This window comes from Mycobacterium pinniadriaticum (assembly GCF_026242045.1).
Lineage (GTDB): Bacteria > Actinomycetota > Actinomycetes > Mycobacteriales > Mycobacteriaceae > Mycobacterium > Mycobacterium pinniadriaticum.
On sequence record NZ_JAPJDO010000057.1, the window covers coordinates 1 to 26,551 of the forward strand.

General features: G+C 61.7%; 24 protein-coding genes and 1 pseudogene. 16 read left to right on the plus strand and 9 right to left on the minus strand.

All coding sequences use genetic code 11. The features are described 5' to 3' along the window. Positions 1-171 precede the first annotated feature (171 nt). Entirely contained in the window at positions 172-564 is a 393-nt protein-coding gene (locus ORI27_RS30725) for a hypothetical protein (RefSeq protein ID WP_266000953.1), read from the plus strand. A 182-nt stretch (positions 565-746) separates the two neighbouring features. Here the strand turns inward: ORI27_RS30725 and ORI27_RS30730 are convergent, their stop codons facing one another. The 4 genes from ORI27_RS30730 to ORI27_RS30745 form a co-directional block, all read right to left on the minus strand. Next, the gene (locus ORI27_RS30730) at positions 747-929 is read right to left on the minus strand and encodes a YegP family protein (RefSeq protein ID WP_266000955.1); all 183 of its coding nucleotides are present in this window, start codon (positions 927-929) and stop codon (positions 747-749) included. A 75-nt stretch (positions 930-1,004) separates the two neighbouring features. Further along, positions 1,005-1,259 carry a helix-turn-helix domain-containing protein gene (locus ORI27_RS30735; RefSeq protein WP_266000956.1) on the minus strand — a complete coding sequence of 85 codons (255 nt, stop codon included), beginning with the start codon at positions 1,257-1,259 and terminating at the stop codon, positions 1,005-1,007. Between the two features lie 704 nt (positions 1,260-1,963). After that, positions 1,964-2,086, minus strand: coding sequence for a hypothetical protein (locus tag ORI27_RS30740; protein ID WP_266000958.1), 123 nt, complete (start codon positions 2,084-2,086; stop codon positions 1,964-1,966). A gap of 415 nt (positions 2,087-2,501) precedes the next feature. Continuing rightward, the gene (locus tag ORI27_RS30745) at positions 2,502-2,969 is read right to left on the minus strand and encodes a hypothetical protein (protein ID WP_266000959.1); all 468 of its coding nucleotides are present in this window, start codon (positions 2,967-2,969) and stop codon (positions 2,502-2,504) included. A gap of 37 nt (positions 2,970-3,006) precedes the next feature. On the opposite strand from ORI27_RS30745, the gene ORI27_RS30750 reads away from it, so the two are divergent. Next, positions 3,007-4,257, plus strand: a complete 1,251-nt coding sequence (locus ORI27_RS30750; RefSeq protein ID WP_266000960.1) for a YncE family protein — start codon at positions 3,007-3,009, stop codon at positions 4,255-4,257. Positions 4,258-4,353: 96 nt separating this feature from the next. Here ORI27_RS30750 and ORI27_RS30755 read toward each other — a convergent pair whose 3' ends face one another. Continuing rightward, on the minus strand, positions 4,354-4,683 hold the full coding sequence (locus tag ORI27_RS30755; RefSeq protein ID WP_266000961.1) for a hypothetical protein: 330 nt from the start codon (positions 4,681-4,683) through the stop codon (positions 4,354-4,356). Positions 4,684-4,849: 166 nt separating this feature from the next. Here ORI27_RS30755 and ORI27_RS30760 point away from each other — a divergent pair, with 166 nt between their 5' ends. Further along, on the plus strand, positions 4,850-5,737 hold the full coding sequence (locus tag ORI27_RS30760; protein WP_266000963.1) for an Lcl C-terminal domain-containing protein: 888 nt from the start codon (positions 4,850-4,852) through the stop codon (positions 5,735-5,737). 368 nt (positions 5,738-6,105) lie between these two features. Here the strand turns inward: ORI27_RS30760 and ORI27_RS30765 are convergent, their stop codons facing one another. Further along, positions 6,106-8,607: a beta strand repeat-containing protein gene (locus ORI27_RS30765; RefSeq protein WP_266000965.1), complete on the minus strand. Its 2,502-nt coding sequence runs from the start codon at positions 8,605-8,607 to the stop codon at positions 6,106-6,108. Between the two features lie 680 nt (positions 8,608-9,287). Here ORI27_RS30765 and ORI27_RS30770 point away from each other — a divergent pair. Continuing rightward, the gene (locus ORI27_RS30770) at positions 9,288-10,100 is read left to right on the plus strand and encodes a hypothetical protein (RefSeq protein ID WP_266000967.1); all 813 of its coding nucleotides are present in this window, start codon (positions 9,288-9,290) and stop codon (positions 10,098-10,100) included. A gap of 283 nt (positions 10,101-10,383) precedes the next feature. Here the strand turns inward: ORI27_RS30770 and ORI27_RS30775 are convergent, their stop codons facing one another. After that, positions 10,384-11,502: a DUF4062 domain-containing protein gene (locus ORI27_RS30775; RefSeq protein WP_266000968.1), complete on the minus strand. Its 1,119-nt coding sequence runs from the start codon at positions 11,500-11,502 to the stop codon at positions 10,384-10,386. After that, entirely contained in the window at positions 11,499-12,062 is a 564-nt protein-coding gene (locus ORI27_RS30780; RefSeq protein WP_266000970.1) for a hypothetical protein, read from the minus strand. Before ORI27_RS30780 ends, ORI27_RS30775 begins: the two co-directional genes overlap by 4 nt. Before the next feature lie 126 nt (positions 12,063-12,188). Here ORI27_RS30780 and ORI27_RS30785 point away from each other — a divergent pair, with 126 nt between their 5' ends. Continuing rightward, positions 12,189-13,139, plus strand: a complete 951-nt coding sequence (locus ORI27_RS30785; protein ID WP_266000972.1) for a GIY-YIG nuclease family protein — start codon at positions 12,189-12,191, stop codon at positions 13,137-13,139. 39 nt (positions 13,140-13,178) lie between these two features. Here ORI27_RS30785 and ORI27_RS30790 read toward each other — a convergent pair whose 3' ends face one another. Next, positions 13,179-16,673: an NACHT domain-containing protein gene (locus tag ORI27_RS30790; RefSeq protein ID WP_266074044.1), complete on the minus strand. Its 3,495-nt coding sequence runs from the start codon at positions 16,671-16,673 to the stop codon at positions 13,179-13,181. A gap of 859 nt (positions 16,674-17,532) precedes the next feature. Here ORI27_RS30790 and ORI27_RS30795 point away from each other — a divergent pair. From ORI27_RS30795 to ORI27_RS30845, 11 genes and pseudogenes are all read left to right on the plus strand, one after another. Beyond that, positions 17,533-18,144, plus strand: coding sequence for a hypothetical protein (locus ORI27_RS30795; protein ID WP_266000975.1), 612 nt, complete (start codon positions 17,533-17,535; stop codon positions 18,142-18,144). A 25-nt stretch (positions 18,145-18,169) separates the two neighbouring features. Further along, complete coding sequence (locus ORI27_RS30800) at positions 18,170-18,955, plus strand: hypothetical protein (protein ID WP_266000976.1); 786 nt, start codon at positions 18,170-18,172, stop codon at positions 18,953-18,955. Position 18,956: 1 nt separating this feature from the next. After that, positions 18,957-20,042: a hypothetical protein gene (locus ORI27_RS30805; RefSeq protein WP_266000977.1), complete on the plus strand. Its 1,086-nt coding sequence runs from the start codon at positions 18,957-18,959 to the stop codon at positions 20,040-20,042. After that, the gene (locus ORI27_RS30810; RefSeq protein ID WP_266000979.1) at positions 20,039-20,851 is read left to right on the plus strand and encodes a vWA domain-containing protein; all 813 of its coding nucleotides are present in this window, start codon (positions 20,039-20,041) and stop codon (positions 20,849-20,851) included. The genes ORI27_RS30805 and ORI27_RS30810 overlap by 4 nt, the downstream gene beginning before the upstream one ends. Beyond that, on the plus strand, positions 20,838-21,386 hold the full coding sequence (locus ORI27_RS30815; RefSeq protein WP_266000980.1) for a hypothetical protein: 549 nt from the start codon (positions 20,838-20,840) through the stop codon (positions 21,384-21,386). The genes ORI27_RS30810 and ORI27_RS30815 overlap by 14 nt, the downstream gene beginning before the upstream one ends. Further along, positions 21,383-21,586, plus strand: a complete 204-nt coding sequence (locus tag ORI27_RS30820) for a hypothetical protein (RefSeq protein WP_266000981.1) — start codon at positions 21,383-21,385, stop codon at positions 21,584-21,586. Before ORI27_RS30815 ends, ORI27_RS30820 begins: the two co-directional genes overlap by 4 nt. Positions 21,587-21,746: 160 nt before the next feature. Continuing rightward, positions 21,747-21,989, plus strand: coding sequence for a hypothetical protein (locus ORI27_RS30825; RefSeq protein ID WP_266000982.1), 243 nt, complete (start codon positions 21,747-21,749; stop codon positions 21,987-21,989). A 16-nt stretch (positions 21,990-22,005) separates the two neighbouring features. After that, on the plus strand, positions 22,006-24,183 hold the full coding sequence (locus tag ORI27_RS30830) for a type IV secretory system conjugative DNA transfer family protein (RefSeq protein WP_266000983.1): 2,178 nt from the start codon (positions 22,006-22,008) through the stop codon (positions 24,181-24,183). Next, positions 24,180-25,139, plus strand: a complete 960-nt coding sequence (locus ORI27_RS30835; protein WP_266000984.1) for a replication-relaxation family protein — start codon at positions 24,180-24,182, stop codon at positions 25,137-25,139. Before ORI27_RS30830 ends, ORI27_RS30835 begins: the two co-directional genes overlap by 4 nt. Then, positions 25,136-26,173 (plus strand): DNA-methyltransferase, encoded by a 1,038-nt coding sequence (locus ORI27_RS30840; protein WP_266000985.1) that lies wholly within the window; start codon positions 25,136-25,138, stop codon positions 26,171-26,173. Before ORI27_RS30835 ends, ORI27_RS30840 begins: the two co-directional genes overlap by 4 nt. Before the next feature lie 86 nt (positions 26,174-26,259). After that, positions 26,260-26,551 (plus strand): annotated as a pseudogene (locus ORI27_RS30845) (hypothetical protein); the annotation flags it as partial.

The following is a 26,551-nucleotide window of genomic DNA, read 5'->3' on the forward strand; positions in this document are numbered from 1 at the left end:
TCACCGAGAACACCACGGCCCCGCTCACCACACCGAGCGGGGCCGTTCTCATCGCCAGTTGATCACCAACGCCAATGACGCCGACATCCTCATCCACAGCGACGGGCAACAGACAGCAAGCTTCGCTCGGAGATCTTGAAGTGCCCCCATCACGGATCAGCCGATTTCGACATGGGGTTTCTGCGCGATGTAGGTCCGGTCATCTCGATGATCTCGTCTGGCGATGAAAGCGTGCGCAAGGAGTACATTCATCCGCGCGCAACCCTGATGGCCGCTTTGGGTCGTGCCTCGCGGCAGACACCGGCCATCATCTTCTGCACCGACCTAGCAGCGTTTTTTGCCTACCAAGGACCGTCACATGTCGACAAGACAAACAAACCTTTTGAGGGTTTCGACCGTCTGAACTTCGGCATCATCCATATCCGAACTGACGGCGAGCGGGTGTTGGCGTTCACCCATAGCGGCAAGCAAGGGCTCAACGAGGCCTACCGTTTCACCGTCACCCCCACTGGCACAGTGACTTTCGCTTCGAAAGTGTCCAAGCGCAGCGCCCCCGCGCGCTGACCACCGAGTAGTTGGTCCTTGGCTCAGTGGTCGTCCACGTCGAGCGAGTCATGCTTGCCGCGAAATGTCGTCTTGGCCCGAATGCGCCGGCCTTCTGGCGACTCGAGAAGTTGCCGGGCAGAGGTGCCGCGATCCGTACCGCGCCGCCTGGGACCGCCAGGCTCCGAGCGACGACCCGCAAGCTACTTGGTCAAGTCAATAATGGGAGCGTCCGGCGCGTTGTTCTTGACCGAGTCGATGCCGTTCCTCGCCCCAGTTTCGGTCTTGTACGACTCTCCCGTGGCAATAATCTCGCCATTACCAGCCTTGAGCCGAAACCTGAACTCGCCGCGAGAATCTTTGTACAGCTCGAACTTGCCAGCCATCCTGACTCCTTTGCCGTCTGGCCTGAACCTCATGAGCAGCTCAGACGTTAGCAACTGGCAGACCCCCGTGGAGATCTAATCGGGCGGTGAAGGCAGCCCGCTGACCAATTTTCCCGCGTCGATGTCCAGCCCCGCGGCGATCTTGAGAATCGTCTCGAGTCGCAAGCTGCGCTGGCCTCTCTCGATCTTGCCAAGTGCGCTCCAGTGGATCCCAATGCGATCGGCGGCCGCCTCTTGGCTGATCCCCAGTTGGTTGCGTCGGTCCCGCACCCGTTCGCCAAAGGCACGGGTGGTTTCGGTAAGCGCCTCCTTGGCGCCGTCGGCGGGCATCGGTCTACCACATAGGACTCGGCCGTAACAGGCCAGAGTGTCAATTGCCCATGTCTATTCAGCTTAGCTAGTTATCACTCTGTCGTAAATACCCCAGTTGTATTGACCTCAGCCATATTGACCCTTACGATGGCCTGACCGCCCCGCCAGACGGCCGGGACCGAACCGTTTTTATCCCCTGACCAGGGGAGAGAGGAGGGTGGCCGTGCAGGCCACGCTTACTTCCGCATGCCCTCAGACCGACTCAATCGCCGCGGGACACGCCAAGAGCCGCATGGCTCCGGGAGCGCTACTCAGTGCCATCGGCAAAGGTGTGTTCGTCGTCGCTGCAGGAGCTGCGATGGCTCTAGGCGGGGCCGCTGCGGCAGCTGCCCAGCCCGGCGTCGTCGATGTGCAGTCGGGAAGCTCTGTTGACTACGACGGCACACATGGCAGCTGGGGGTCAGCGACCAGTGGCGATCAACGTCCGCTGACTACGCAGGCTACTGACGGCCACGCGATTGTGAGTGATGCCTGCGCCATCACAGGGAAGGGCTGCTTGCCACCCGCTAGTTTTGACCCACGAACCATCTCGGCAACGACCGGCACCAGCGACGATCCCGACAGCGCACTCGACCCTGACGGCTTCCAGGCCGACGCAGTCAGGTAGCCCCACCGAGGCCGGTAATCACTACCCACCATCCCCCATCCCCCATCCGGCCTCTCTACCGGGGGGACAGGTGCCCAGGGCTCATCACGTATCGCCGACGCGGCATGCCCGGATGGTTGCCTCGATTGCGGTCCTCGGGTGCGTACAGCTTCTTGCGCTTGATCTTGTTCTGCGACATCGCGAGCGAGCGTTCCCGACGAGCCATCGGCCCCCCGATGTCACCTACCGTCGCTGTTGCAGGTCGTGGATTCTCCGTTCGGGGAGTTACAGCACCCCGATGCGTTACCGGGATGACCGTGCCGTCCGACCGCGATCTGGGTGGTGCCTGTGGCGAGTAGGCGCGGAACGCTGATGCCTTGTCAAGGACCTGGAAGGCAGATGTGATTTACCTGTAGGTAAATTTTTTGGCAACATAGCCGAAAAGCACGCGGTAGCCTGGTCGACTTTGCTAGGAGTATTGACTGCCGGCAACTAAGATCGCTCGACACGTGGTGGGGAGCTCGCATGGCGAATGGGCGCAGGTCGAAAAAATCAGCCAGCACTCACCGCAAGAACGGGCGTCATCGGCGCGCTCACCAGCGCCACACCGAGACCTACATCTGGCTCGGCGCAGGCGCGATCACATTAGGTGTCGGCGCGGCACTCGCCAGCGGCTCAGGGGTCGCACACGCCGACACCGGATCGAGCAACACACATGCGGGCTCGTCAAGCCACAGAACCCACTCGGCCAGAGCAGCGTCAGCGTCGCCGCGACCCGCCTTCGGGTCGGTGAAGACGCCCGTGGTGAACCACAGGGCATCGCTGGCCGGGCTGGTGGCTGCTGCTGTCGAATCCAAAGTCGCGGCCCTGTCGACTGCCACGCCACAGGAACGGGTGACCACCATATCTGCAACGGTCCGGAGCACGGGGTCGTTCAAGCCGCGACCGGCGGCGATGAAGGCATCGGGCACCACTGAACCCGCACCGAGCACACTGACACCCTCCGTGCCCCAGCAAGCCGAGGCGTCAGCACAGCCGACAACGGCTGCCGCCACACCAGCAGCCACACCTCCGACCGTCATTGCGACTGTCCCTGTCGGCGATGGTGTGGGGCAAATCGTGGCTAGCCCCGATGGCAGCCGGGTCTACGTCGGTAACCACGACGATGACACTGTGTCGGTGATTGATACGGCCACCAACACCACCGTGGGCGATCCCATCCCTGTCGGCGACGGTTCGGGGGAAGTGGCGGTCAGTCCCGACGGCCTCCGTGTCTACGTCGCGAACTGGGGGGCCGGCACTGTGTCGGTGATTGATACGGCCACCAACACCACCGTGGGCGATCCCATCCCTGTCGGCGACCTCCCGTCGGCGATCGCGGTGAGTCCCGACGGCCGCCGTGTCTATGTGGCCAACTACAGCAATGACACGGTGTCGGTGATTGATACGGCCACCAACACCATGGTGGGCACTCCCATCCCGGTCGGCGATGGCCCGTTGAGGCTAGCTGTCACTCCCAACGGCAGCAGGATCTACGTCACCAACAACTTGGACGGCACTGTGTCGGTAATCGATACTGCCGCGAACCCCACCGTGGTCGATCCCATCTCCCTCGGCTACGGGTGGGGCGTGGAGGTCAGTCCTGATGGGAGTCGCGTCTACGTCACCAACTCTTTGGGCGGCGTGTCGGTGATTGATACGGCCACCAACACCACCGTGGGCGATCCCATCCCGGTCGGCCACACCCCCTTAGAGATGGCAGTCAGTCCCGATGGCCGCCGTCTTTATGTAGCCAACTACAGCGATGACACGGTGTCGGTGATTGATACGGCCACCAACACCACCGTGGGCGATCCCATCCCGGTCGGCGATGGCCCGTGGGCGGTGGCTATCAGTCCCGACGGCAGCAGACTCTATGTCACCAACAACTTGGACGGCACGGTGTCGGTGATTGATACTGGCGTCTCAGCAGGATCCGGAGGCGATGGCACGGGCAAAGACATTGACTGGGAAAGCATTGAAAATGCATGGGAGGACTTTACTTTCTGGACTAGCTTTATTCCCGGTGTCGGAAGTTTTATGAGCGGAATTAACCTAGTAATCGACATAGGTCAGGCCATCGACGCATGGAACAGACACGACCCTGATGACCTCACTGACGAGATCGGCGACTTGATGAATGATGCCATTGGTTTGATTCCGTTTGGAAGGCAGCTGAGCAAGACCAACAAGGTGGTTGGTGATGCCGTGAAAAACGTTGGCGGTGAAGTCGCGAAATGGTTGATTGACCACTCGTTACGGTGGCCGTCAGCGGCCGTCGAACCCTCTGCCCTCGTAGTAAGTTACGAGAAGCTTCCACTAGCCATATGACGACGCTACACATAACTGAAAACACCCTGGGGATTGCGGACCCCAATAGAAGACAGTCCAAGCGGGGCGGGTTTTCGACCGGAGTCGACACCGCGTTCAATGCAGGTGACTTGCAATCGCTTTTAGTGCGCGGATTATCACCTTTCCAATAGAACGCAGTACTGCGCCCAACAGCACCATCGAAATTGCGACAAAGAGTAAAGCCGCGACCGCTAGTAGGAACAGGGTCAGCGGGAAGATCGCAATCGCAACGCCTCCTCCGGGATTAGAGTGCGCGACGCCAGTCAGGATAGCCGCGTTTATCGCGCCAAGGAGTACGGTTATGATACATATGATGATATACATCTTCAAATAGACCGCAATGGTCCGCGGAAATCTGGAATGCGTTTGTTGTCGCGTACTCGACACTTGGATTTTGATATCCATCCTAATGCAAGAATAACACGAGTCGGGTTAATAGTCTTAGTCTAAGAATAGCATTGTACTGAATCGGAAAATCGATTATATTAGAATTGCTAAACTTAAATAGGCGGGTCTTTGACACAGGCGAGAGTGTCAAAGCAAGGGCTTGAAGCGGGGGATGGTATTACACATGAGACACGAGGATTCACATCGGCCAAGTAATCAAGACCGTCTACCCGGCGGGGGAATGAAAAATTGGCGGGCACTGCTCATGCTGTCGCTAGCGGTTGTTTGCACAATTGCTGGCGTTTCCATCACCACCAGTGCCGAAACACGTCCGGGAGGCAGCGACAACGGCCTTACCTCGCACCTTCTCTCCCTCTCCGATACCCTCAACGGCCTCGGCTACGGCTCAACCTCCAACACACCCGATTGGGGCACCCACTGGAACCGCATTTCTACCGCTGCTCAGTGGACGCCATCCGGCACCGCCGATGCTAGTGACATTGCAAGCGGCAAGACGTTCTATAAAGACAGTCGTACACAACAGACAGGTACATATCCGAAGCCGGGAGCGTGTTCAACACAAGTAGTCGGTGACTCTGATGCGCCTGCTACTCAAACGAATAACTGTACGACAAGCGTTACCTGGACCACCCCATCAGATGGCGTAAGTGGTACCGACAAACAAGACCCGAGAACGGGGCTTATCTGGAGCAAGGTTCTGAGCGACAACGGTACCAGTGTTGTTTTTTCTAATACCTTTACGAATTACTTTAGCTATAGTGGTTCAGCAGGGAATGACTATGGGTATAACCATGGCAGAGACAGATTTCAACTTTGTACCGACAAAGGCAATGGCTGGCGGCTGCCAACGCAAAAAGAGTTTATGCAAGCATATATAGACGGTAGTTATTTTAATCTTACAACCCCTGAATATTGGTTTTGGACTTCAAGTTCTATCACCTTCTCAGGGACTGGTTACGTATACCTGGCATCGATGGGTTCAGGCCTGTTGTGGATGTATGGTTTCGGTACTGGCTCAATTGTACATGCGACTATTCGTTGTGTGAGGTAAAGGTTTCATTGTCGAATCGCAAAAATGGCGATGGAGTGATCTGTATAAATTGGGTATGGTACCACTGAAATGAAAATCCCAGGGGCGTCAACGAGCTCTCTGAGCACTGTTTTGCACGATAATCGGATCGCCCCGCGATCGAGACGGGTACGGCGGATGACGAGCTATCGCCAACGATGGCCCCATTTCCTTTATCCCTGACGTGCGATGCGGGCAGTTCGACCTGTTTCGCGTTCCGCACTTGGAGCGCACAATGCATTTCACTGTGTCAGATAGGGAAATGGGGCATGACTACCCACTGTATCGGGTAAGGCGTGATTCTCAGATATAAACCGAAGGGTAACTGAATTACGATACCTCATGACGGCCTACTCGATAACCCAATAGTTAAATTCATACACAGTGCTGTCGGCTCCTGCCGCACTCTTGTTGAACGTGATATTAAAACCAGTCGTTGCCTCGGAGGTGACATATATTTCACGATCGACCGCAGCGCCGTTTCCTTTGCCGACAATGATGATTGACTTTGGCGCAGCGCCGTATGGCTGCTGGAAGGTGATAGTGGCATCGCAGGTCGAAGATGTGCCGTCCGTACCGGTTGTAATCGTAAATGACCCGGCAGTATCAGTCGACCCGGCAGCGACAGCTGCCGTCGCCCCGGCGCCGCAGTTCGTCGGCGCGGCGATTGTCGGCGGAGTTGTCTGGGTCGATTTGAAGTGAGCGTCGGTTAGCGTCAGGCTGGCATAACTCGTATCCGACCCGGCGATGGTAATGATCATGTTCGTCGTGTCCGCGACGAATAGGTTCGCGAGCGAAGTATTCTGTATCCGGAAAGCGGTGACTGAGTTTACCTTGTTCGTCACCGTATTGGTAGCGGTCAGCGCACCGCTGACAGTCGCGGTACTACTAAATGTTGCAGCACCAGTTACAGACACGCTACTGGCAAAGGTTGCTGCACCCTGTATAGCTGCCGTACTGCTCATTGTTGTTGCTCCCTGGAGAGTAATTGCTGTTCCTGCCAGGGTGGTAGAGGTGGTTGTCGCGGACAGCACGTTGGTTCCGCCGAATCGCAATGATTGGCCGCTTGTCAGGTTGATGTCACCGTGGTCGATGTCAAGTTTATAGCTGGCTGAGCTCTTACCAATAGCTATATTACCCGTCACCGAGTCGAGATTAAACAGTGTCGCGCCATTGGTTGCATCCTGAATCCTGAATGCATGTGTCGAGTCTATGGTACTGCGAAATGTTGCCTGTCCTGTGTCGCTGATACTAAACATGGCATTGCCTGCATCTGCACCTGCCGGGTCGGTGAGGTAGGTGGCGTAGAAGCTAAAACCAAAATTATACGAGGAGCAGGATGTACCAAAATTTGTTGGCAGAGAGAGGCTGCCACTAGTGAGACAGACGGTACTTGAGGAACCACCCTGTGGAATGACTATTTGTCGAGGTAGGGCCATAACTATCCAGTAGCTTGTATACGGCTGCAAGGTAACGGGTGACACTGAAAGGGTGTTCCAACCAGTTACGGACGTACCCGACGCGCTAGTGAGCAGTGTGGTTGGTAGACTGTTCGGAGAATTGCCATTATCAGCATATAGTCCTAGATAAAAGGTATAGCCAGAATTTAGAAGAATGTATGTGGAAAGAGATTGGAGGGTGCCACCAGCGATACCGGTGGTAAACTTCATCGCCAGTCGACCCGTACCAGTTCTATAGGAAGTATTGTCAGACAGCACATTTGTTATACCTAGATTTACGTTAGTGCCAGCTGGCGACGACGAGCCGCTGCCATTGATCGCAAAGGTACTGTTGCCACTGCCAATGGCGATATCATTGTTCGTCGTGTTGACGTTGAGCAATGTATTGTCTGCCGCGTCTTTGACTTGTAGGGCATTCGAAGAGTCTGCTTGCGTTGTCAGCGTATTGTTAAACAGTGCGGCACCATTCACCGTCGTGGCCCCATTCAGCGTAGTGGCACCGGTCACCGTCGCGGTATCGCTGTTGAGAATGGAGATGTTTCCGCTATCGCTGTTAATGGTCGCGATGTTGCCGGTAGTCCCGTTGAGCGTGTCGCTATTGACCGTCGTAATAATGCCAGTCGTTCCATTCAGATCCGTCGCGTTCACCGTCGCTATATTCCCCGTCGTCCCATTGATCGTCTCAATATTCCCTGTACCGATAGAGGCGATACCCATGACGCCCGCCCCGTCGATATTAAAGTTCCCCGTCTGTACGGTTCCCGGCGTGTCGCCCTGGAGTAGCACTGCGTCAGGGTCGTCGTCAGGTGGCACTGCGGTGCTGTAGTTGTTGATAACGGTAGTATTCGTAACTTCCGCGACATTAGTAACATTGGTTGTACTACTTGCGCCGCCGCCCTGCAGGTACACGAAGTTGGCACCATTGTAATAACCCAGATTGTGACTTGCTTTGTCGTAATAAATCTGGCCCGCCTTTGGATTCGCGGGTTTTGCGCCAGGGTTAACCTGCAACGACCCCGCGACCGAAAGTTGTCCGTTGACGGTCAGCGTGCCCGGTGCGTCTTGACTGGCAGTCGAAACGGGTAAATCAAGAGAATTAAGATCAATCTGCTGAGACGCGAATGCGTTTTCCTGCGCAAGGCTCATTGGCTTGGTGTTCTGAAAAGCAGCGAATATCGTAGCAGCCGGCAGGCCAAGCATCGCGAGGATAAGAATAGGTATCGTGAGACGCGATATAGATGATTTCTTCTGCTTGATAGGTACAGACAAATGCGCGGTCGGTACTACGGGGGAATTCAGGGTAGCGTCAATAACATCCGAGCCGTCCCGGTTGTAGTCGTTCGGTAAATCATCCGCCCCTTCAAGGGAAGTCGTGTTTGTTTGGTCAGCCATTTTTGCTATTTGTTTCTGTGGTGGCTTGAATTTGATTGTAGGCCAAGCGTCCAATAAACACAATGGCCGCAGATGAAGATCTTACTTTTGCATATAGTCTTCGCAAGACTCCTGCCCAGTAGCTAATCGTAAATGGTGACTTCAACTCGTTCGCCTGGTGCTGCTCATCGGTGACGGGATTCGCTCTTTTAGCGTTTCGATTTCTTGGGCAACAGAAATGGGCACCATCCGGTCTCCCGGTTGCTCGGTCGAAGACCGATGAGTAAATGTCGAGCTCCGATTGGACCTGCGATCTGTCATACGAACAGTCGACTGATGTTCCATACAGCGACACAAGTGACCCATCCGCAATAACTCCGGCCCAGTAACCCGCCTGTTCGGTGCTACCCAGCGGGGTGACCCACGCCGGAATCTGCCGCCCGTCCAGCCAACCGAATCGAACGGCATCGCGATCGGGTCGCACTGCGCGCAGCCCTCGACTACTGACGTAGCGGTGACAAAGCCACGTTTGACGACCCCGCCCCGCCCGTTCGCACACGCTACTGGTGATCCCCACCCAGGGGCTGGTGGTTGGCATCGCCACGATGCCGACGGCGTCATCGAGTAGGACGGCCGCTAGTCGCTTCCTGGAAGCCTGCGAGCGTGGGCAACGCGGTGGATGATGGATCGATCCATCGCCAATGACTGTCCGCGTCGCTCACAACTACCAGCGTTTGTTGACCGTCCACTTCATTGGAGGACGCAATGCCAGCGACTACTGCCACGATACCCGACGGCGTCATCGAACTCGACGGCATGCTATGGAAGCCCAAGCGTGGTGCGACGACGACCGAGCCGTTGAGTACGAACACGCGATCGAGGTGATGAACCAGTGGCGCCGGGCGGAGCCAGGGCACCGAACGCTCTCCACCCGACAGCTCGAAACCCGCTGGGCCAAGCAGGATAAGCAGCGCGAGCGAGCCCTCGCCAAGGTCAAGGAGGAGCGCGAGGCCCGGAAGGCACTCTATGACGGAGAACGTTTCGATGCCCGGCTGACACTCGCCGAGCAACGGTCTCTGCTGGAGCGTGAAGAGACCGAGATGGCCGGTTACTGCGACGGCTCGCTGTTTCCGAAGATGGATTCGGTACGCCGCGATGAGAAGGTGGTGGTGCTGGAGCAGTCGATCGAACGGCGACGTGCTGAAGTCGAGCGCTTGGCCGCCATCGTCGGCGATCCCGAGGCGGTGGTCGACCAGAACGGCTGGCTACCCAACGAGCGGCGCGACTACATGCTGTTCCGCTACCGCATCAACCGGGAACGCGACGTGAAACAGCTCCGAATCGATATACCCGAACTCGTTGCCAGCGGGGAGCGGAAAGACCGGATCAAAGCCGACCTGAAGCGCCACCGACTCAACCAACTCCTGGCCGTACCGCCGCTCAACGCCGACGACATGTGCAGCGACTGCCCGACGCCGATCGCGAAGCACGGATGGGTAACGCCCGCCCTTTGACGGCCCGTGCCCGGCATGGCCGGGTTGGGCAGCCAGACTGCAGCATGCCCGCGAAATGATGGCGACCTTTGCCCGCTCAGCGCCGGCACCCACCGAGCCCCCAGCACCCAAGCCCCAGCCTCTGGCCGTCATTCCGTCCGGACTGCCAATTGCCGACATCACCAAGCGATTGCAAGAGCTGCAGAAGGAGTTCCCCGACGCGGAAGTCTTGCGCGGCCGGGCGAATCGGTGGGAGCTGTGGCCTAAAAGCTTGTGATGCAGCGTTCTAACGCAGCCGAGCGAGTTAGCGATGTCGGCGGAACGACTCGATCAATCGGCGGCTCAGCATGCTTCCGGCTTCAGGAGCGCCAGCGTCGAGAGCTGCGAGCGTCACCAACTCATCGGGCTCGGCCCGCAGAGGCTGATCGGACATCAATAGGAATTGTGCCGAATTGCGTGGCATGTCGGACATGTTGCCGATCGACAACGTTCTCACCGGCTCGACGCCCACAGCGATTGCAACGTACGGCGAGGAGAGAGCCTGCGTATGGCCAATCAAGCGCAGCATGCCCGCGATCTGCACTGGTAACTGCTCAGGATCAATCACCGCGCCGAGGCTATCTCGGGGTAACGACGCCCAAGCCGAGGTCTGACCGCTCCGGGCGATGCGCAGGCCCAGTGTCCGGCCTTCGACGGCGGAGTTCCAAGGCGAAGGAGCGTCGTCACTTAGCAGCAAGTAAATTGCGTCCTCGCCGGTTCGGGTCTCCAACGCAGCACGGTCATCGATCAGACCACTCCGGCGCACCCGTCCGGCCAGCGCGTCCCCCAGATCCGTCAGAGCCCGAGCCGATAGCAATCCCGACGAAGACGGCAGAACGTGGACTTCCAGCGCAGCTTGTGAAAACGCCTGCCCCTGGGTGCCTCGCTCAAACTGCTGGCGCCACTGGATAACTGGAGACTCCGTCATCGGCGCGAACGTCAAGGGACCGCTGCTCTTGCCCAGTTCGCGGATCTTGGCCGCCACCTTGGTCAGTAGTTCGGCCGTCGAACCGAACGAGTCACGGAACACTCCTGCCGCGTAGTCCTCGATCACCGCGACGAACGCCGCTTGGTCGGCATCCAGTTCCACACCGGCTTTGCGGTAGACCACTCGCGGTATCCCCGCCGCCGTAGCGGCCATCCATTCATCATGGGTGGCAGACTGTCCCGTGTCCTCGAAGACATGGCCGTAGTGTGGTCCGACCAACAGCACGTAGACGTCGGAACTCTTGACTCCCTCCAGACATGCCTCACGGCTCGGCACCGTTTGTGCGGTGAAATCCTCAAAACGCACCGGTGTGTGACCAATCGCCGAGATGAGTCCCGGTAGGGCGTCGCGCTCTTCCTCGAGCCCGTGCCGAACACTGCTGATGAAGACCCTCATTCCGCCCCTCCCGTAAGAATCGCCTTGCGCGCGACGGCGACAAATTCCTCCCAGCGCTCCCTCTTGGCTTGGTCGTCGAACCACGTCCTGATCCCGATGCGTTCGACGGTGGTGCCGAACGCAATCTCGATCGCCAGCGGCGTGAAGCGCAGATGACTGCCAAACTGGTCGGTCCATGACCGGTGGTAGACCCGTGTCACCGCGAACGATGTCGCGGTGCGGAGCGGCAGCATCCGAGCATTGATTGCCGTCGGTTCGACTGGATCATCGAAGCTCCCCCGGCGGCGGCGCTGGCGGTCTTCGAGTGCGTCGTATTCCCCGGGTGCGAACTCCGCCTCAACGCGCGCTAACCCGGACGGCGTGAACGCCCACGTCCGCCAGATTGTCGGAGCATCCAGTTTGTACTCGGTGTGGGACGCCGTGATCTGGTCGACATCGCCGACGAGGGTAGCCAGCGCCAGCATGACGACATCCGGCGCATTTCGGGCACCTGGGTATGGGTGGTCTGCGGCAGTGGTATGTCGAATGACCGTTTGCCACTGAGCTTCGGTAAGTTCCACGATCCTCCTTCGCAAGCGGCACCAACGCTACCGCTGGGAACTGACACTTTGCCCGCACCCAGATTTGCCCGAATCGGTGTGTTCGTACCCAACACCGCGATGTCGTCGCCGCCATAAAGTGTGCACGTGCCCGACCAGAACCATGAGAGCGACGACGATGAGGCCGCCGACCTTGATCCCTCCGCTGAACTCACACCCGGAACGTTCCTCACGCTCGGTCACATCCTCGCCGGAATCGGCGCGGAGCAGAGCCCTCCGATCGGCTTAGAAGACATCCATCTCGTCCGCCATAGTTTCAACACGGGCGACGATGAGGGACTACAAGGCCGGGAGGATCTGACTCAGGAACGAGTTCGGGAATACACACGCTTCCAAGGCATCTCGGCTCGGCAATTCCCCGCCGATCCCGCCCGGTACTGGGTGATCCTCATCGCCGATGGACAACGACGCTCCCGCCTGTATGGGACCTACGAGAACTTCGGAGAAGTTGTGGCGGAGAGAACAGCCACACGTAGGTATTTCGATCTGCGGCCCAGCAGCTTCCTGGCACCGCTGGCCGACCGGCTCGTCGTGGAGTGGGGCAATCCGCGGACCTGGCACAGACGGGCGACAAGCGCTGCAAAGCTACCCGTTCTGGAGATCGCAGATCGGGACACGGTTCCGTTTCCTGGCTTCGACCGCGTGCTGCTGACCCACCATGAGCTGGGCGAGATGGTCTCCGACCACCGCTACGCTGATTGGCGCGCCGCGCTGTCCGAAGTCCAAGGGATCTACCTCATCACCAACTCCTCGAACGGCAAGCAGTACGTCGGCAAGGCAGACGGAGCCGAACGCATCCTGGGCCGGTGGATGTCCTACGCACGTGACGGTCATGGCGGCAACATCGCCCTACGCGAACTCGCCTTCGCCAGCCTCGGCAGCCACGGGGCGAAGGTCAAAACGGATCACGCCCGAAATTTTCTGTTCAGCATCCTGCGGGTGTTCGGACCCAGCACGTCCTCCACAGAGGTCGACGCCGCCGAGTCCCACTACAAGCGCGCTCTGATGACGCGCGAGTTCGGCCTGAACCGGAACTGACAGGTAGGAACAGAATATTGAGGTCTCTGGAAATCTGCGTCAGACCGGCGTCAGCACTTCCGCGAATGTTTGGCGTCCTGCGATCCGGACGCGGTTGATGAGAGCCTTGGTTACCTCGTGTCCCAGCGTCGGATGCTCGGCGAGCCTGTCGATGCTTGTCCTGGTGTCGTCGTAGCGCTCTCGAACAGCAGCCCAGATCATCAAGGATGACAGGGCTTCCGGTGCTTGCTCGACCTTTTCAAGTAGCCCGTGCAAGTCTTGGCGCGAGGCTCTGCGGACGATTGTCCCTATAGCGACGCGTAGGCGGTTCGATCCAAGGCGAGCTTGACGACTCGTTATGGGTGCCAGCGTGTCGATAACCTCACAAAGGTACCGGCTGGCCTCTGGCACGTATCCAGCATCCACCAGGTGAGTGAGGTACAGCGATAAATTGCCCGCGCCAGTCATGTCGACGGCTCGCGATCCTGACAGTCGTGGCGCAAACGTCAGGGAAAACACTGTGTCCCAGTCGGATGGGCTCGGCGCCGTCTGGAATCCGAATGCTTCGAGCAGTGCATCGCGCGCTGCATCCACGATGACCGGGTTCGCAAGGCGCGGCCCCGGTGCCGCCCGAATCGTCGGTGTGGGGTCACGTTTGGTGCGGACGAGCGTGCGCAGGAACTGGATTGCGTCGTCGTTTCTCATCGTCTTCAGCGTCACACGTCCGATCGTGCGCACCACGTCTGCCTTTGCCTCGGGATGGGTCAGGCGCGGGTAGAGCGCGACGAGTTGCTCGAAATCGGCGCGGACGATGCCGTATGTGGCCAATTTGAGCAGAAGGCGTGCGCCGTCTCCTTGGCTGCGGTCGGGACCGCTGAGAAGTTGGCCGATCCACTCGATGATGCTGCTGGTGTGCTCACGTAGCGCTGGCTGGACTGAGTCGATGTCGGCCAGCGTGCGGATGATGGCGGACCGCCCGACACGGTGGGCGAGGTGAATCATCAGGGGCGCCAAGAGCTCAGGTTCCTGCTCGACACGATCGGTGGCGTTGTCGAGGAAGATGTTCGTTTCGGTATCGGGCAGCTCCAGGTCTTGGTCGCGGATGCGCGCGTAGACGCGCGTCGCGTCGGGGTCGCCTGCGGCGATGGCGGCGGGCGCGAGCCCGAGCAGCATGTCGCGCCGTGTCCAGAGCGGGACGCTGTCGGGGTATCGCCCGCGAGCCTGGGCTGTCACCGCCGCGACGTGCGCTGCGGGTATCCGCGAGTCCATGAGGCACGACCGGGCGACCGCCGCCCAGAGTTCGGCCCCGGGTTCAAATGCGTTGTAGTCGGCGGGGAGGCATGCTGCGAGTCGGGCGCCGAGCCGGTCGATGACCTCAGCGGTGGCCGGATAGTGGTTGATCAGCAAGTAGGCGATACTTCCCCGGGCTAGTTGCCGGGTTGCTGCCGGTCCCTTGAGGTCGAAAAGCTGATCAAGCGTGCCCACGACGCGCGGGTCATTCGGATCGATCGTCGCTACGACTCGTGCCACCGCGATGAGGCGGGCTCCCAGCACCGGGCTCTGGTCGCCGCGCATGGCCGCACTGTCTTCTGCTTCGCCAGCGTTGTCGGTGTCGTCATCGCCCGCTGATTTGGGCGTCCGGACAGGGATGTCCTCAAGTGCAATGCAGAGTTCCTGTATCTGCTGAAGCCAGTTGTCCGTGCGGGCGTCCGCGGGCAGCTGGTCGGTCAGCTGTATCCAGTGCTGCGCGATCACCTCGGAGAGAGCTTCGCGGACGAGTTTGGCATCGCTGTCGTTCGAACGCGATTGGATCGACTCGACGGTGTTTTCGACCTCGGCGAGGAATGCCGCCGATCCCGCGGCCGCCCACCGCACCGCAATGAGTCGAAGGCAGTTGGCAATCGTGGCCTTGCCCTCGGCGTCCGAGGCGAGCTTGTCAATCAAATCAATGGCAGCGGGACGCGCATAGTCCGGGTCGGCAACGAGCATGGCATCAAGGAGCAGCAGCGGAGTTGCGTTGGCACGGACCATCTTCCGGTGGCGTTCAGCTAGTTCACCGATTACGTCTTGCGATGCCACGAAAGCGGCTACCTGCGACGGCGAACGCCGTGCCAGGTAGGCGCAGGCATCGACGACTTTGGGCCGCAGCGGCTGACGGTGGTCCCAGATCCAGACGAGGTGATCGATGATGTCGTCAGCCGAACTGTGCACGCCGGGCACGACCCGGATGAACCGATCGATCGCCTCGGGGTGGACAGATTCTAGGTATTCCGGATCAACGCCGGGCAGAGCCGGATGGTGAGCCCAGACCATCATGGCGATCTCCACCAAGCTCGGTTGCTTGGTTCTGGATAGCCGCCGGACGGCTTCAGCGACCGCGTCCTGGGAGAGTTCGTCGTCGGCAAGCAGGATCAGGAGTTGCTCGATGACCGCCCCGAGGAAGAGGTCGTCAGGTGCCCCTTCGAGCCGATCGAGCAGTCTGGGCAATTCACGCTCACAGCCGCGGTTCGCGAGTCCCTGTGCTGCGGCGAATTCGAAGAGTGTTTGGTGCAGAAATCTGATTGAGCCGGCACTCTCGATCAGGACACCGCGCTGGCACAGCGTGTCGATTGCCGTTCGGATTTCCCCATTTCCGATGTGCAGGCCCGCGTTGGACGCGGCTTCGGTGGCGCGGCGGATCGCCGACTCGACCTTCACCTCTGGCCGTCCGGCCGCCACCATGACGATGCCGATGAGCCCAGCGTCTGTCGATAGGTCCGTCCCCTTCTGACGCAGCGCTCTGCCGGAGCGGGCGCGCAGGTCCGCTACGACGCGGTGGTCCCAGTACTGCCGATAAAGCCCCGTGACGTCGATCTCCAGCCGGGGAAAGCGCGGGGTTGCCAGTTCGAACATCAGCCGCAGCAGCAGGGGGCTGGAGCACACGCGGTCGACCACCAACCCCCGTGCGCGGGCTTGTTTGAGCGCCGCCGTGGCGTCCGTCGGCGTCTCGGTATTGGCAGGACAGTACGACTGGACCAGTTTTGGCACCGCGGCGGCGAGTTCGTCGTCGCTGTAGGCCGTCAGGTCGGTCCGGCGCCCGAGATCGGCCGGCAGCGACAGTGCTTCGCGAGGACGGGTCGCGATCACGGTCTGCACTCCGAGATCTGTCAGCCGTTCGAGCAATGCGACGGTTTGCTGCGTGGTGAATTCACTGTGCAGCAGGAGATCAGCGGTGTCGAGCAGTACGACGACATCGGCCGTGCCAGCTACCGCGTCGACCACGGCATCGGGCGTGAGTGCCTGATGGCCGTGGTCGTCGGGCTGGAACCACACCGCCGACAACAGGATCGGATGGCTGTGGCCGCTGAGCTTGCGGTGCAACGACCAAAGAAGCGTCGTCTTACCGTCGCCGGCCTCACCGACCACGATCTCGGTCTCGACCTCGCCGCTGCCCAAGCGGCGGAGAATCGCGGCTTCGACGTCGCGTTCGACGTATGCACCCTGGCTCAGTTTCAGCGCACCTTGCTTGTCGGCTTCGGCTGACCGATCGATCTCCGCGGCAAGCCGCTCAGACATCGAGTGCAGACGAGTCCACGACTCCGGTGATCCATCGGCATCTGCGGCCGCCCGTGTGGCGCGCCTCGGCCCACCTGTCATCGCCGCGTCGTTGGCCGGCCTGGTCCCGGCTTGATTCACATACTCACTGAATGACGTCGCGAAGGCATGGGCGTAACGCCCGATGCTGTTGGCGCCGCGGCGATCTGGCCTGAAAATGCCGACACTGACGTTGGTGCCCGCGACAGCAGCCTCCCGCCGTGCCACGATCTCGGTCGGCAGCCCGTCGTATAACCGGATGGCCCGTGCCACGACCGCAAGTTGGTTGGCGAGGCTCATGCCTTTCTTTCCCAGACCGGGTTCACGCTCGTCGCTGCCGTGGGTCGAGACAAAGTCGACCAGCAGTTTGCGGATCGCGCCGAGGTCATCGCCGTGTTCGTCACCGCGCCGCTTCCGATGAGCGGCAACGAGCGCCATCAGTGACCGCCGCTCACGCAGCAGAGCGTCGTCGCGAGCTCCCCCGCCAGGCACCATCAGGGCAAGGAGGTCTGCGGCGATCTTGTCGGCACTCGGCTGGGCGGACAATGGGCTCCTTCCAGGGAGAAGACAGTCTAACGGCGAGGTCTGACCCGGATCGGCGCACGGGTTCGAGCCATCTCGGCGCCAACCCAGAATCCCGGCAATTGTGACGCAAGACACAGGTCAAAGTTTGTCGAGCGCCGCCGCGGGGCCGGTGCTGGATGTTGTGACGTTTTTGTCGAACGCTTGTCAGAATCCGCCCGCGCATAGCCACGCTTGTCCAAACCTATTGTTGGACAGCTGATTTCGCTGCCTTTAGCGTCATCGACAAGCCTTCCGACGACAGCCAGGAGCAACTCCGATGATCGACGCAGACAGTTTCTTTCAGTTCGAGAACCTCGATTCGGCAATCGCCGAGTACGAGCACGCCACCCTTGCCGCCGGCCGTCACGTCAGTGAGCTGCTCGGCATCACCGTGTCGTCATCCGGGTCCGCGGCGAACACCCTGAATGAGCTTCGCCGCCAGATCGCACCTCGCCTACGGCACCGCGACAGCGACGTCGGGGTGATCACCACACCGGGCTTCGATGCCGAAACCGATATCTTCGCCAGTCCGGGACCGGCGGCAGCACGGTTCGCGCTGCGCTCGGCGATCCGGCTCACCCACAGCCTGGGGTTCACATCCCAAGCTGAGATCGCTGTCGGTGAAATGGCCGTCGCCGCGATCCGGGCGGCCGGGGGCTCCACGTCGCACTTGGCCTACCGCATCGCCGAGGCCGATCACATCGAAAGCGTTCGCGCCGCCCTCACCCTCGGCCGCCCCGTGCGCGTCCAGCGCAACTTCGTCGTGCGCTGCGCGGTCTTCGGGCTCGGAGAAGCGCTCAACGCCGAACACGACGCCGACGAGCCCGCCTCGACCGCTATCGAGACCTGGCTGGCGGAACAGCGCGCCTTCCGACGCCACCAACGATGACCATCTACCGGAAAAGGAGTCACTAATGTTCGAGCACAACACTATTCGTTCTATTGCCGCAACCGCGACAATCGTCATCTGCGCGGCGACGGGTTGCCACGGGGCAATCTCCGACTCGCTGGCCCACGCCGAGCAGGTCGCCGCATCCTGCCCCAGCGACGGCAGCAGGGTCGCAGCCCTGGTCGCCAGCGACGAATCGGGCAGCCGACACGGCGCAACCGCCCAACCGGCCCAGCAGCACGTACTGCAGACGGTCGCCGAGCGCACCGCGATCTGCGGAGGCCACCTGCGGGTGGTGATCTTCGCAGGCTCAACGGTCGGCCTCACCGTCTTCGACGAAGATCTCCAACTCGACGGCGCCACCGCCACTGCACGGCTGCGCAAGACGGCAGCTGCAGTCGATGCCGTCATGCAGCAGATCAACACGGCTTTGTCCGGTGTCGCCAACGAGCTCCCGGACGGTGCGACCGACGTGGTCGGGCAGTACCAGCCCGGCGCGGAGTATCTGTCGCAACTGTCCGTGTCTGAGGCCTACCGTCTGGAGGAGACCGTCCTGACCGACGGCATCCAGACCGCAGAACCCGACCTCAGCGATCCGGCCCTGACCAGCGCGCAGGCCGAAACGCTGGCCGCCACGGTCACCGTGCCCACGCTGCCCGGTGCCGACGTCCGCCTGATCGGGATCGGCCGGCAGACCGATGGCTCGCTGTTACCAACCCCGTACGTCGCGGCGCTGAGGGCCTTCCACACCGCGGTCTGCAAGCGCACCCAGGCCACCTGCACAGTCGTGACCGACGCGGCGGGAGCCTGACATGGCACGCATCCGTGACCTCGGCCGCAACAGGTCCGCCGACCACACTCCGCCGCGCAGCGGACCGCCCCGGCCCGAGGGCATCCGGCTGATCCCCGTCGACAGCGCCACGGCGACAGCCCGCCCAGACATCATCGCCGACACCTACCTGGAACTGGAACACCACGCCCGCGGCCTCGAACAGCAGCACTTGTTCGCCGCTGAAGGCGAGGTGAAAGCCCGCAAGGACGCCAGCACCGCCGGAGCGCTGGCTTTCGCGGTCAGCGAAACGAAAGCATCAGTCGCGCGGGCCAAGACCACTGCGGACGCGGCACTCGACCGACACCACCAGGTCCGCGACCAGCTAGGCCCATACGTCCGCCGCAAGGCGACCTCCTCCCGCGGCTACATCGCCCGCACCGCGGCGCTACTCGTTGGGGACATCGCCGGACTATCCGGTGCAACCATCGCACTCGGCGAATACCCGGTATTGGCTGTCACGCAGGCACTCTCGGCGGGGACGGCCACGATCACAGCAGGGCTGGCGGCCACCCACCTACGTCACCTGCAACAGGCAGCCGCACGCCGGCAAAACGATCTGCCCAAGGCGCTGGAGCCCTACCGACATCTGTTCGACGGCCCATCGAAGAGCACGCGCCTGCACGCTGTGGTGTTCGCGGTGGCAGCGCTGATCGCCATCCTTGTGGCAGTCGGAATCTTCGCGCTCAGAACGGCCATCGAGGGACCGCTGTCCGGGATGACCTTCGGCGGGCTTGCGGCAGCAATCGCGCTGGCGAGCTTCGTCAACAGTTGGTACCACGCCGACGCCGTCGCCGATGTCATCGAATCAGCCGAGCACGAGGCGCTGAAAGCCGATCACCGTCACCGACAGCTGGCAAGCGGGCGGCTTGTGCACCGAGCCGAACAGGCTGCCTCGCAGGAGAAGTCGATCATCACTGAATACACCCACCGCGGATTGGCCGCGGCGGCCCACATCGAGGCCGACAAGTACCGCGCACTCCTGGCCAGCCCCGATGTAGTGGGGCACGGCCCCGCGAAACAGGCACCGATCACACTGCCTCCCGTCAAGCGTGCGAGGTCAGCATGACCCGTCCGCCGCAGACGGCTCCATCCTTGCCCGCACACCTGCGCGACGGGCAACTGCTCCCGCCCGCAATCGTCCGCGCGGGGCATACCGCGGGAGTAAAGCAACGACCAGCGCGTGCCCGGGACGAGGCTGAGCACATCCGGCTCGGTGACCCGGGCCCGTGCCCGCCGGACGGTGCGACGGTGTTCATCGTCCTCGACGAGTCGGCCAGTGTCGCTTCCGGCGGCGGCAACGACCCGCTGTCACGACGTCACGAAGAAACCGCACTAGCGATCTGGCACGTCGCCGCAGCCTGCCAGTGCGGGCGCGATCGTGCGGCGCTGGTGCCGTTCGATATGAATTCAGCCGGACACGTCGCGCCCCAACCCTTCACCGCTCGCGGTCTTCGCCGGCTTGACCGCGGTCTGCATCGACTGTCTGGCGGATGCGGACTGTCCAGCGACCTCGGCCCGGCGCTGGATCGTGTCGAGGCATACGCCGGTCGGCAGTGCGAGAACAATGCCGTGGTGGTGTTCTCCGACTTCCTACTGACCGACGCCAACCCGAGCAATATCCTGTCGCGGCTCCGCACCTTGCCCGGCTACGTCCACGCCGTCGTCCTTGGCGCCGCGCCACCACGAGTCTTGGTTGCCGCCCCGGACGTCACCGTCACCCACCTCACACCCTCCTCACCACCAGGAAGTGCTGCCCGCGCGGTTTTCGACGGCCTGACGCACTTCCGCACCATCCTGGAATCCCGTGCGGGCCAGGCGTCGCCCCGATGCACGAAACCATCAACAGGAAGGAGCAATTCGCATGACCATACTTGACGACATCCGTCACCAGCTCGGCGACGACGTTCTCGATGCCGCCGAGGCTCTCTCGGCATTCATCGTGGACGCCGCTGCCAGGACAGCCGAGGAGGTGGGCTTCGATTACGTCCTCGTCCCTGACGCCCCAAACACTTTCCCCGCGCTAACCGAGGCCTACGGCCGGAGCGTGACCACCGGTGAATCACTGCCCATCTCGTCCGAGAACAGCGGTGACGTCATCTACACGCCAGCCAGTGTCAACGGCGCGCTGCGGTTCTGGCACGACGTCAACCACGTCCGCCGCCAGCTCGACTTCGGTCTGGTCGACGAGTTGGAGTTGTCGCTGTGGCACCTCGGCGAACTGGAGAAGGCCGGGCATCCACCGGGCTCGCTGGTGTGGCTGCTGCTGCATGCCGATCTCACCGGGCAGGCCTACGTCCAGGCCTTTGCGCAGCGGTTCCCTTTCGATCAGGGGCGCTTCGTCACCGGTTGCGTCACTGCGGGATTCGACCATGGGCTGCTGGCTGAACTGCGCAGCCAGGAGCCGACGTGAGCGATGATCCGGGGCATTGGGTCGACCGCATGATCGGCTGGTGCTTCGGCATTCTGCTAGGCGTGATCGCGCTCTACTGCGCGGTGAGCTTGATCGAGTCGATCCTGCCAACGCTGATTATCATCATCGGCATCGCGGCACTCATCGCGGCCATCATTGGCGCCATTGTTGTAATTTCTACATGGCGAAATAGATGGTGATTCTTAGCCCTCTTACCCCTATTGACAGAGTTTGAAAGTCATTGTGCCGCAGTCGAAAATCGTTGACTATTGATTCAATTCAATAGATAATGCAGTCACGGCATTGATTAAATTCAATGGCCGAAATCATTTAGCACGTAATTCCAAATGGAGGATACCTATGTCTAAAACAGGAAGAACCAATCACCGCCGCGGTTCACGCGGCACCCCGAAACCCGAACGGCAGATCATCGTGCGCAGCGTCCGCCGGGACCCGCCGGATCTGCGCAAGCTCAGCCGTGCGGTCATCGCCATGGCCCTGCGCGACGCCGAGGCCCAGGACGACGCGCGAGAAGCCATGAACGGCAACGCCGATCGGACCACGGATAGCACCAATAGCGCCGGGGAGGCCGCCAGTGCCTAACCCAGGTGATGCCACCGTGTCGGCGGGTTCGCTGGTCTGGCAGCAGTTGTTCTGGCCGCAGCCTCTTTCCGAGGCGACCGCGTTCGGACTGCTGCGCCACTGGGCAGCGCAAACTCACGCACCGCAACTCATTCTGGAAGCGCGCGCCGACGTGACCGGCGTGGAATACCTGATCGGTAGCCAGCTCCGGCACCAAGCGGCCGTCCGCCGTGCCGTCGAGCAGCTGGTCGGTGGCGCCATCGTCACCAGCTTCGACAGCACCGATCGCGAGTCCGTCAAGGCCGCGCGCCGAATCCAGCTGAGTACCAACGCCCGCCAGCTTGAGCCTGTCGACGCGGTGGCATCACATCGCTCCATTCTGCACGCACTGACCGCTACTCAGAAAGGCGAGCGCCTCACGATCCAGGTCGTGCTCGGCCCCCGCCAACACCCCAAAACCGTGCCGGCTGAACCTAAGACGGACAACCAGCAGGTGATCTCCAAGCTCCTCCATGGCGTCACCACCGACACCCGCCCCGGCGCACGCCAAGCGCTGGCACACAAACTCGGCCAGCACGCCTTTACTGCCGCCGTCCGGCTCGGCGTCCAGGCAGCGACAGCCGAACGGCGCAAGACACTACTACTTGGTCTGGCGGCCGCGATCGGCACGACCGAATCACCTGACGTGCGCATCACCCTGCGCCAGGAGAAGCCCGACCGCGTGAACACTCCGCGAGCATCGTGGTCGATCTTCACCCCGTCGCAGCGCCTGACCGTGACCGAGATCGCCCGGATGACCGGCTGGCCCATCGCCGATCACGACGAGCACTTCCCGGGCCAACCGCCACTCCATCCGCGCCCCGTTCGTCCAAGTAGCGCACTGCAATCCGGCACCCGCATAGTGGCCGACGCCTCAGCGCCCGGCGCGGGCGGCATCATCGGCTACGAGACGACCGACGCCCTCAGACACACCTGGGTCATTGGACCGAACGGGGTAGGCAAGTCGACGCTGCTGCTCAATCTCATCCTGCAGGATCTCGAGGCCGACCGACCGGTCGTGGTCATCGAGCCCAAGGACCTGATCGACGATCTGCTGGCCCGTATCCCGGAGAAGCGCAGGGGCGACATCGTTGTCCTTGACCCGTTCGACGAGGCGCCCGTGGGGATCAATCCGCTCGACGCATCCCATCGCCATGGCCGCTCCCCCGAGGTCGTCGCCGACAGCCTATTCGGCACGTTCAAATCAATCTGGGGCGACAGCCTCGGCCCCCGCAGCTCGGACATCTTGCGCAACTGCCTTGATCTGCTGGCCCGGCGCGACGACGCCACGCTCGTGATGTTGCCGCTGCTGCTGACCAATCCCGGTTTTCGCCGCCGCCTCACGCGTGGTGTCATGCAGTCCGATCCGTTTGCCGCCGGACCATTCTGGCAGTGGTTCGACAATCTGTCCCCTGAGGCCACCGCCACCACCATCGCCCCGCTGAGTAACAAGCTGCGCCCGCTGCTCAGCAAACCCATTCGCGACGTGCTCGCCCAGCAGCACCCAAAGTTCAACGTCCGCCAAGTCCTGCGCCAGAGAAGGGTGCTCTTGGTACCACTGCGGAAGGGCGTCATCGGGCCGGAGAACGCCCAACTCCTTGGCGCACTGGTCGTGGCCGAACTCTGGCAGGCCATCCGCGAGCGCGCCGGAACGCCGGAGAAAAACCGCGACCCGGTCATGGTCTACATCGACGAGGTGCAGGACTACTTGCGCCTGCCAACCGATCTCGGTGACGCCCTGGCGACCGCCCGCAGCCTCGGCGCTGGCTTTCATCTGGCGCACCAATACGAAAAGCAACTGCCGCCGGCGATGCTCGACGCGTTCAGAAACAACGCCCGCTCCCGCGTCTGCTTCCAACTGCAAGCAGGCGACGCCAAAGAGATGACCGCCGGCCAATCAGTGCTCGCCGTCGAGGACTTCACGAGACTGCCCGCGCACCACGTCTACGCCAGCCTCGTCCGCGACAACGCCGTACAGCCCTGGGCCTCCGGTGTCACCAAGCCCGCGCCTGCTCCGTCGAGCGATCCGGCAGCCATCCGCCGCCTCAGCCGCGAGCGCTACGGCCAGCCGCTTGCCGACATAGAGAACGGATTCGCCACGCTCATCAGAGGCGCTGCGGAGAGCGAAGATGCCACCGATATCGGCGGCCCACGCAGACGCAGGAGGGAGCCATGAGTGACTACCCCCTCGGTTACCCCCTCGCGTCGAACGCTTCCAGCGAGTCGCCCCTGGCAGATCGACCGCAAGCGCAAGAATTGGCAGCGAATGATGGTGCCCCAAGGGGCACCACACCTACACAGCCACGCCATCGTGCCCACATCACCACAGCCATCATCTGCGACATCGACCGGCAGCTCAGTGATCGTGACCGCGCGATACTGCGGTCGGTATCTGCCCATCAGTTTCTGACCGTCCGGCAGATCCGAATCCTGCATTTCGCCGAACTGGCACCAACCTCAGGCCGCCGCACGGCGAAGCGAGTGCTCGCCCGACTGCGCGATCTCCGCGTCTTGGGGGCGATGGCGCAACGTGTCGGTGGTGTCCGCGCAGGATCGGACGGCCTGGTGCACTACGTGGACGTAGCGGGCGAGCGCCTGCTGAACGAGCAGATCCGACGCAGCAGGAAACACCGGCACGAACCGACGGCCCGGTTTGTCAGCCACCGGCTGGCCGTCGCCGACGCTCATATCGGGCTTATCGGCGCCAACCGAGACAATTCGATCGAGCTGATCGACAGTGCCGTCGAACCAGTGGCTTGGCGCACATTCACCGGACTTGGCGCCGCACGGCGCACGCTGAAACCCGACCTGTTCGCCGAGACCGCCACCCATGACGGTCTGGTCCGCGCGTGGTTCATCGAGATCGATCTGAGCACCGAGAGCGTCCCCACGCTCCTTACCAAGTGCCGGGAGTACGAGGCCTACCGGCAGACTGGCGTCGAACAGGATCGCCACGGCTCGTTTCCGCTCGTCGTCTGGTCCATGACGCACCCGGACCTAGCAAAGGCCGAACGACGCCGCCACGCGCTCGCAGACGCCATAGACAAGGACCGCAACCTACCGAATGCATTGTTCCGCATCGTCACGCCGGAAGGGTTGCTGCCGCTCATCCAAAACGGAGATGCGCAATGAGTGCGCCAACGACACTGCCACGCAACCGGATCGCCGTTGGTGACGCCCTGACTCGGCTGCGCCGCCTGCCAGACGGCTCCCTCGACTGCGTGATCACCAGCCCGCCGTACTTCTCGCTACGCAATTACCAGGCGGACGGCCAGCTCGGATTGGAGCGGCACGTCGATCAGTGGGTGGAGCACATGGCAGCCATCAGCGAGCAGGTCCGCCGCGTCCTCGTGCCCACCGGCACCTACTGGCTCAACCTCGGCGACACCTACTCGGGCCACCCGTCCCAAGGTGCCGACCGCAAAGGCCTGTTGATGGCACCCGAGCGGCTGGCGCTGCGGCTGCAACGAGACGGCTGGATCATCCGCAACAAGATCATCTGGGCCAAGCCCAACCCGGTCCCGAGCAGCATCCCGGATCGACTCAACTGCACCTACGAGGTCATCTACATCCTGGCGAAGCAGCCGCGCTACTTCTTCGACCTCGATGCCATCCGCGTGCCGCATCGGTCCGCATCTGCGGCGAGCACAACGCGAAGCGTCAAATCGGTTGAGCGCGAAGACTGGCGCGGCCCCAACGGCATGGCGGCAACCGGACTGGTCGCTCTCAAAGCCCGCGGACAGGTGGGCCATCCGCTGGGCAAGAACCCCGGCGACGTCTGGACGATCACCCCTGGCGGCTACCGCAGCGCACACCACGCGATCTTTCCGCTGACTCTGGCCCAGCGCATGATCGCCGCCGGCTGCCCTGAAGCCCGCTGCACCCGTTGCCGCCTGCCCTGGCAACGACGGGTCATCCGAGGCCTCGGCCATACCGCCATTCGTAGTGCGCTCGCAGCGACCTGTACCTGCGAAGCGCCCGGTGAATCGGGCCTTGTCTGTGATCCGTTCATGGGGAGCGGCACCACGGCCGTCGCCGCCGAGAGGCTCGGCCGAGACTGGCTGGGCATCGAGCTCAACCCGCAGTTCGCCGCCGCCGCACGGGAGCGCATCACCGCATCCCGGCGGGAGCCACCCACCACATCACCCGAAAGGGCAGCCGCATGAAGCCGCGGCTGCCTCGTCGGTGTCATGCGGCCGTAAATGTAAGCGCATCCCGCGCTTACCGGCCGCAGCGCACCGAGGAGGTCGCAATGTCCACACCCGACGAGTTCACCAAAGGCGTCAAAACCCTTGGCATCAAACTCAAGCCCGACGTCCACGCTCAGCTGAGCTTCATCGCCCAGCTGCGTGACGGCACCATCACCGATGAGATCCAGATCGCCATCGCCGAGCACATCGCCCGTGCCAAGGACGATCCGGATCTGGCTAGCAAGGGCCCTGCCCCCGTGTGTTGGACACGCTTAATCCCGCAAGATTGGCGGGGGAAGCGAGATGATCCACCACGATGGCAAGGAAAAATTATCCCGACGAGTTTAAACGGGA

Bases quoted from the DNA above. Each gene is read 5' to 3' on its own strand.
- ORI27_RS30790 (WP_266074044.1), bottom strand. From the start codon at position 16,673: ATGTCTGAGCGGCTTGCCGCGGAGATCGATCGGTCAGCCGAAGCCGAC.
- ORI27_RS30745 (WP_266000959.1), bottom strand. From the start codon at position 2,969: ATGACGGTCGGAGGTGTGGCTGCTGGTGTGGCGGCAGCCGTTGTCGGC.
- ORI27_RS30825 (WP_266000982.1), top strand. From the start codon at position 21,747: ATGTCTAAAACAGGAAGAACCAATCACCGCCGCGGTTCACGCGGCACC.
- ORI27_RS30795 (WP_266000975.1), top strand. From the start codon at position 17,533: ATGATCGACGCAGACAGTTTCTTTCAGTTCGAGAACCTCGATTCGGCA.
- ORI27_RS30760 (WP_266000963.1), top strand. From the start codon at position 4,850: ATGAGACACGAGGATTCACATCGGCCAAGTAATCAAGACCGTCTACCC.
- ORI27_RS30835 (WP_266000984.1), top strand. From the start codon at position 24,180: ATGAGTGACTACCCCCTCGGTTACCCCCTCGCGTCGAACGCTTCCAGC.
- ORI27_RS30775 (WP_266000968.1), bottom strand. From the start codon at position 11,502: ATGAGGGTCTTCATCAGCAGTGTTCGGCACGGGCTCGAGGAAGAGCGC.
- ORI27_RS30810 (WP_266000979.1), top strand. From the start codon at position 20,039: ATGACCCGTCCGCCGCAGACGGCTCCATCCTTGCCCGCACACCTGCGC.
- ORI27_RS30770 (WP_266000967.1), top strand. From the start codon at position 9,288: ATGACTGTCCGCGTCGCTCACAACTACCAGCGTTTGTTGACCGTCCAC.
- ORI27_RS30725 (WP_266000953.1), top strand. From the start codon at position 172: ATGGGGTTTCTGCGCGATGTAGGTCCGGTCATCTCGATGATCTCGTCT.
- ORI27_RS30765 (WP_266000965.1), bottom strand. From the start codon at position 8,607: ATGGCTGACCAAACAAACACGACTTCCCTTGAAGGGGCGGATGATTTA.
- ORI27_RS30815 (WP_266000980.1), top strand. From the start codon at position 20,838: ATGACCATACTTGACGACATCCGTCACCAGCTCGGCGACGACGTTCTC.
- ORI27_RS30730 (WP_266000955.1), bottom strand. From the start codon at position 929: ATGGCTGGCAAGTTCGAGCTGTACAAAGATTCTCGCGGCGAGTTCAGG.
- ORI27_RS30840 (WP_266000985.1), top strand. From the start codon at position 25,136: ATGAGTGCGCCAACGACACTGCCACGCAACCGGATCGCCGTTGGTGAC.
- ORI27_RS30805 (WP_266000977.1), top strand. From the start codon at position 18,957: ATGGCACGCATCCGTGACCTCGGCCGCAACAGGTCCGCCGACCACACT.
- ORI27_RS30735 (WP_266000956.1), bottom strand. From the start codon at position 1,259: ATGCCCGCCGACGGCGCCAAGGAGGCGCTTACCGAAACCACCCGTGCC.
- ORI27_RS30740 (WP_266000958.1), bottom strand. From the start codon at position 2,086: ATGTCGCAGAACAAGATCAAGCGCAAGAAGCTGTACGCACCCGAGGAC.
- ORI27_RS30800 (WP_266000976.1), top strand. From the start codon at position 18,170: ATGTTCGAGCACAACACTATTCGTTCTATTGCCGCAACCGCGACAATC.
- ORI27_RS30755 (WP_266000961.1), bottom strand. From the start codon at position 4,683: ATGGATATCAAAATCCAAGTGTCGAGTACGCGACAACAAACGCATTCC.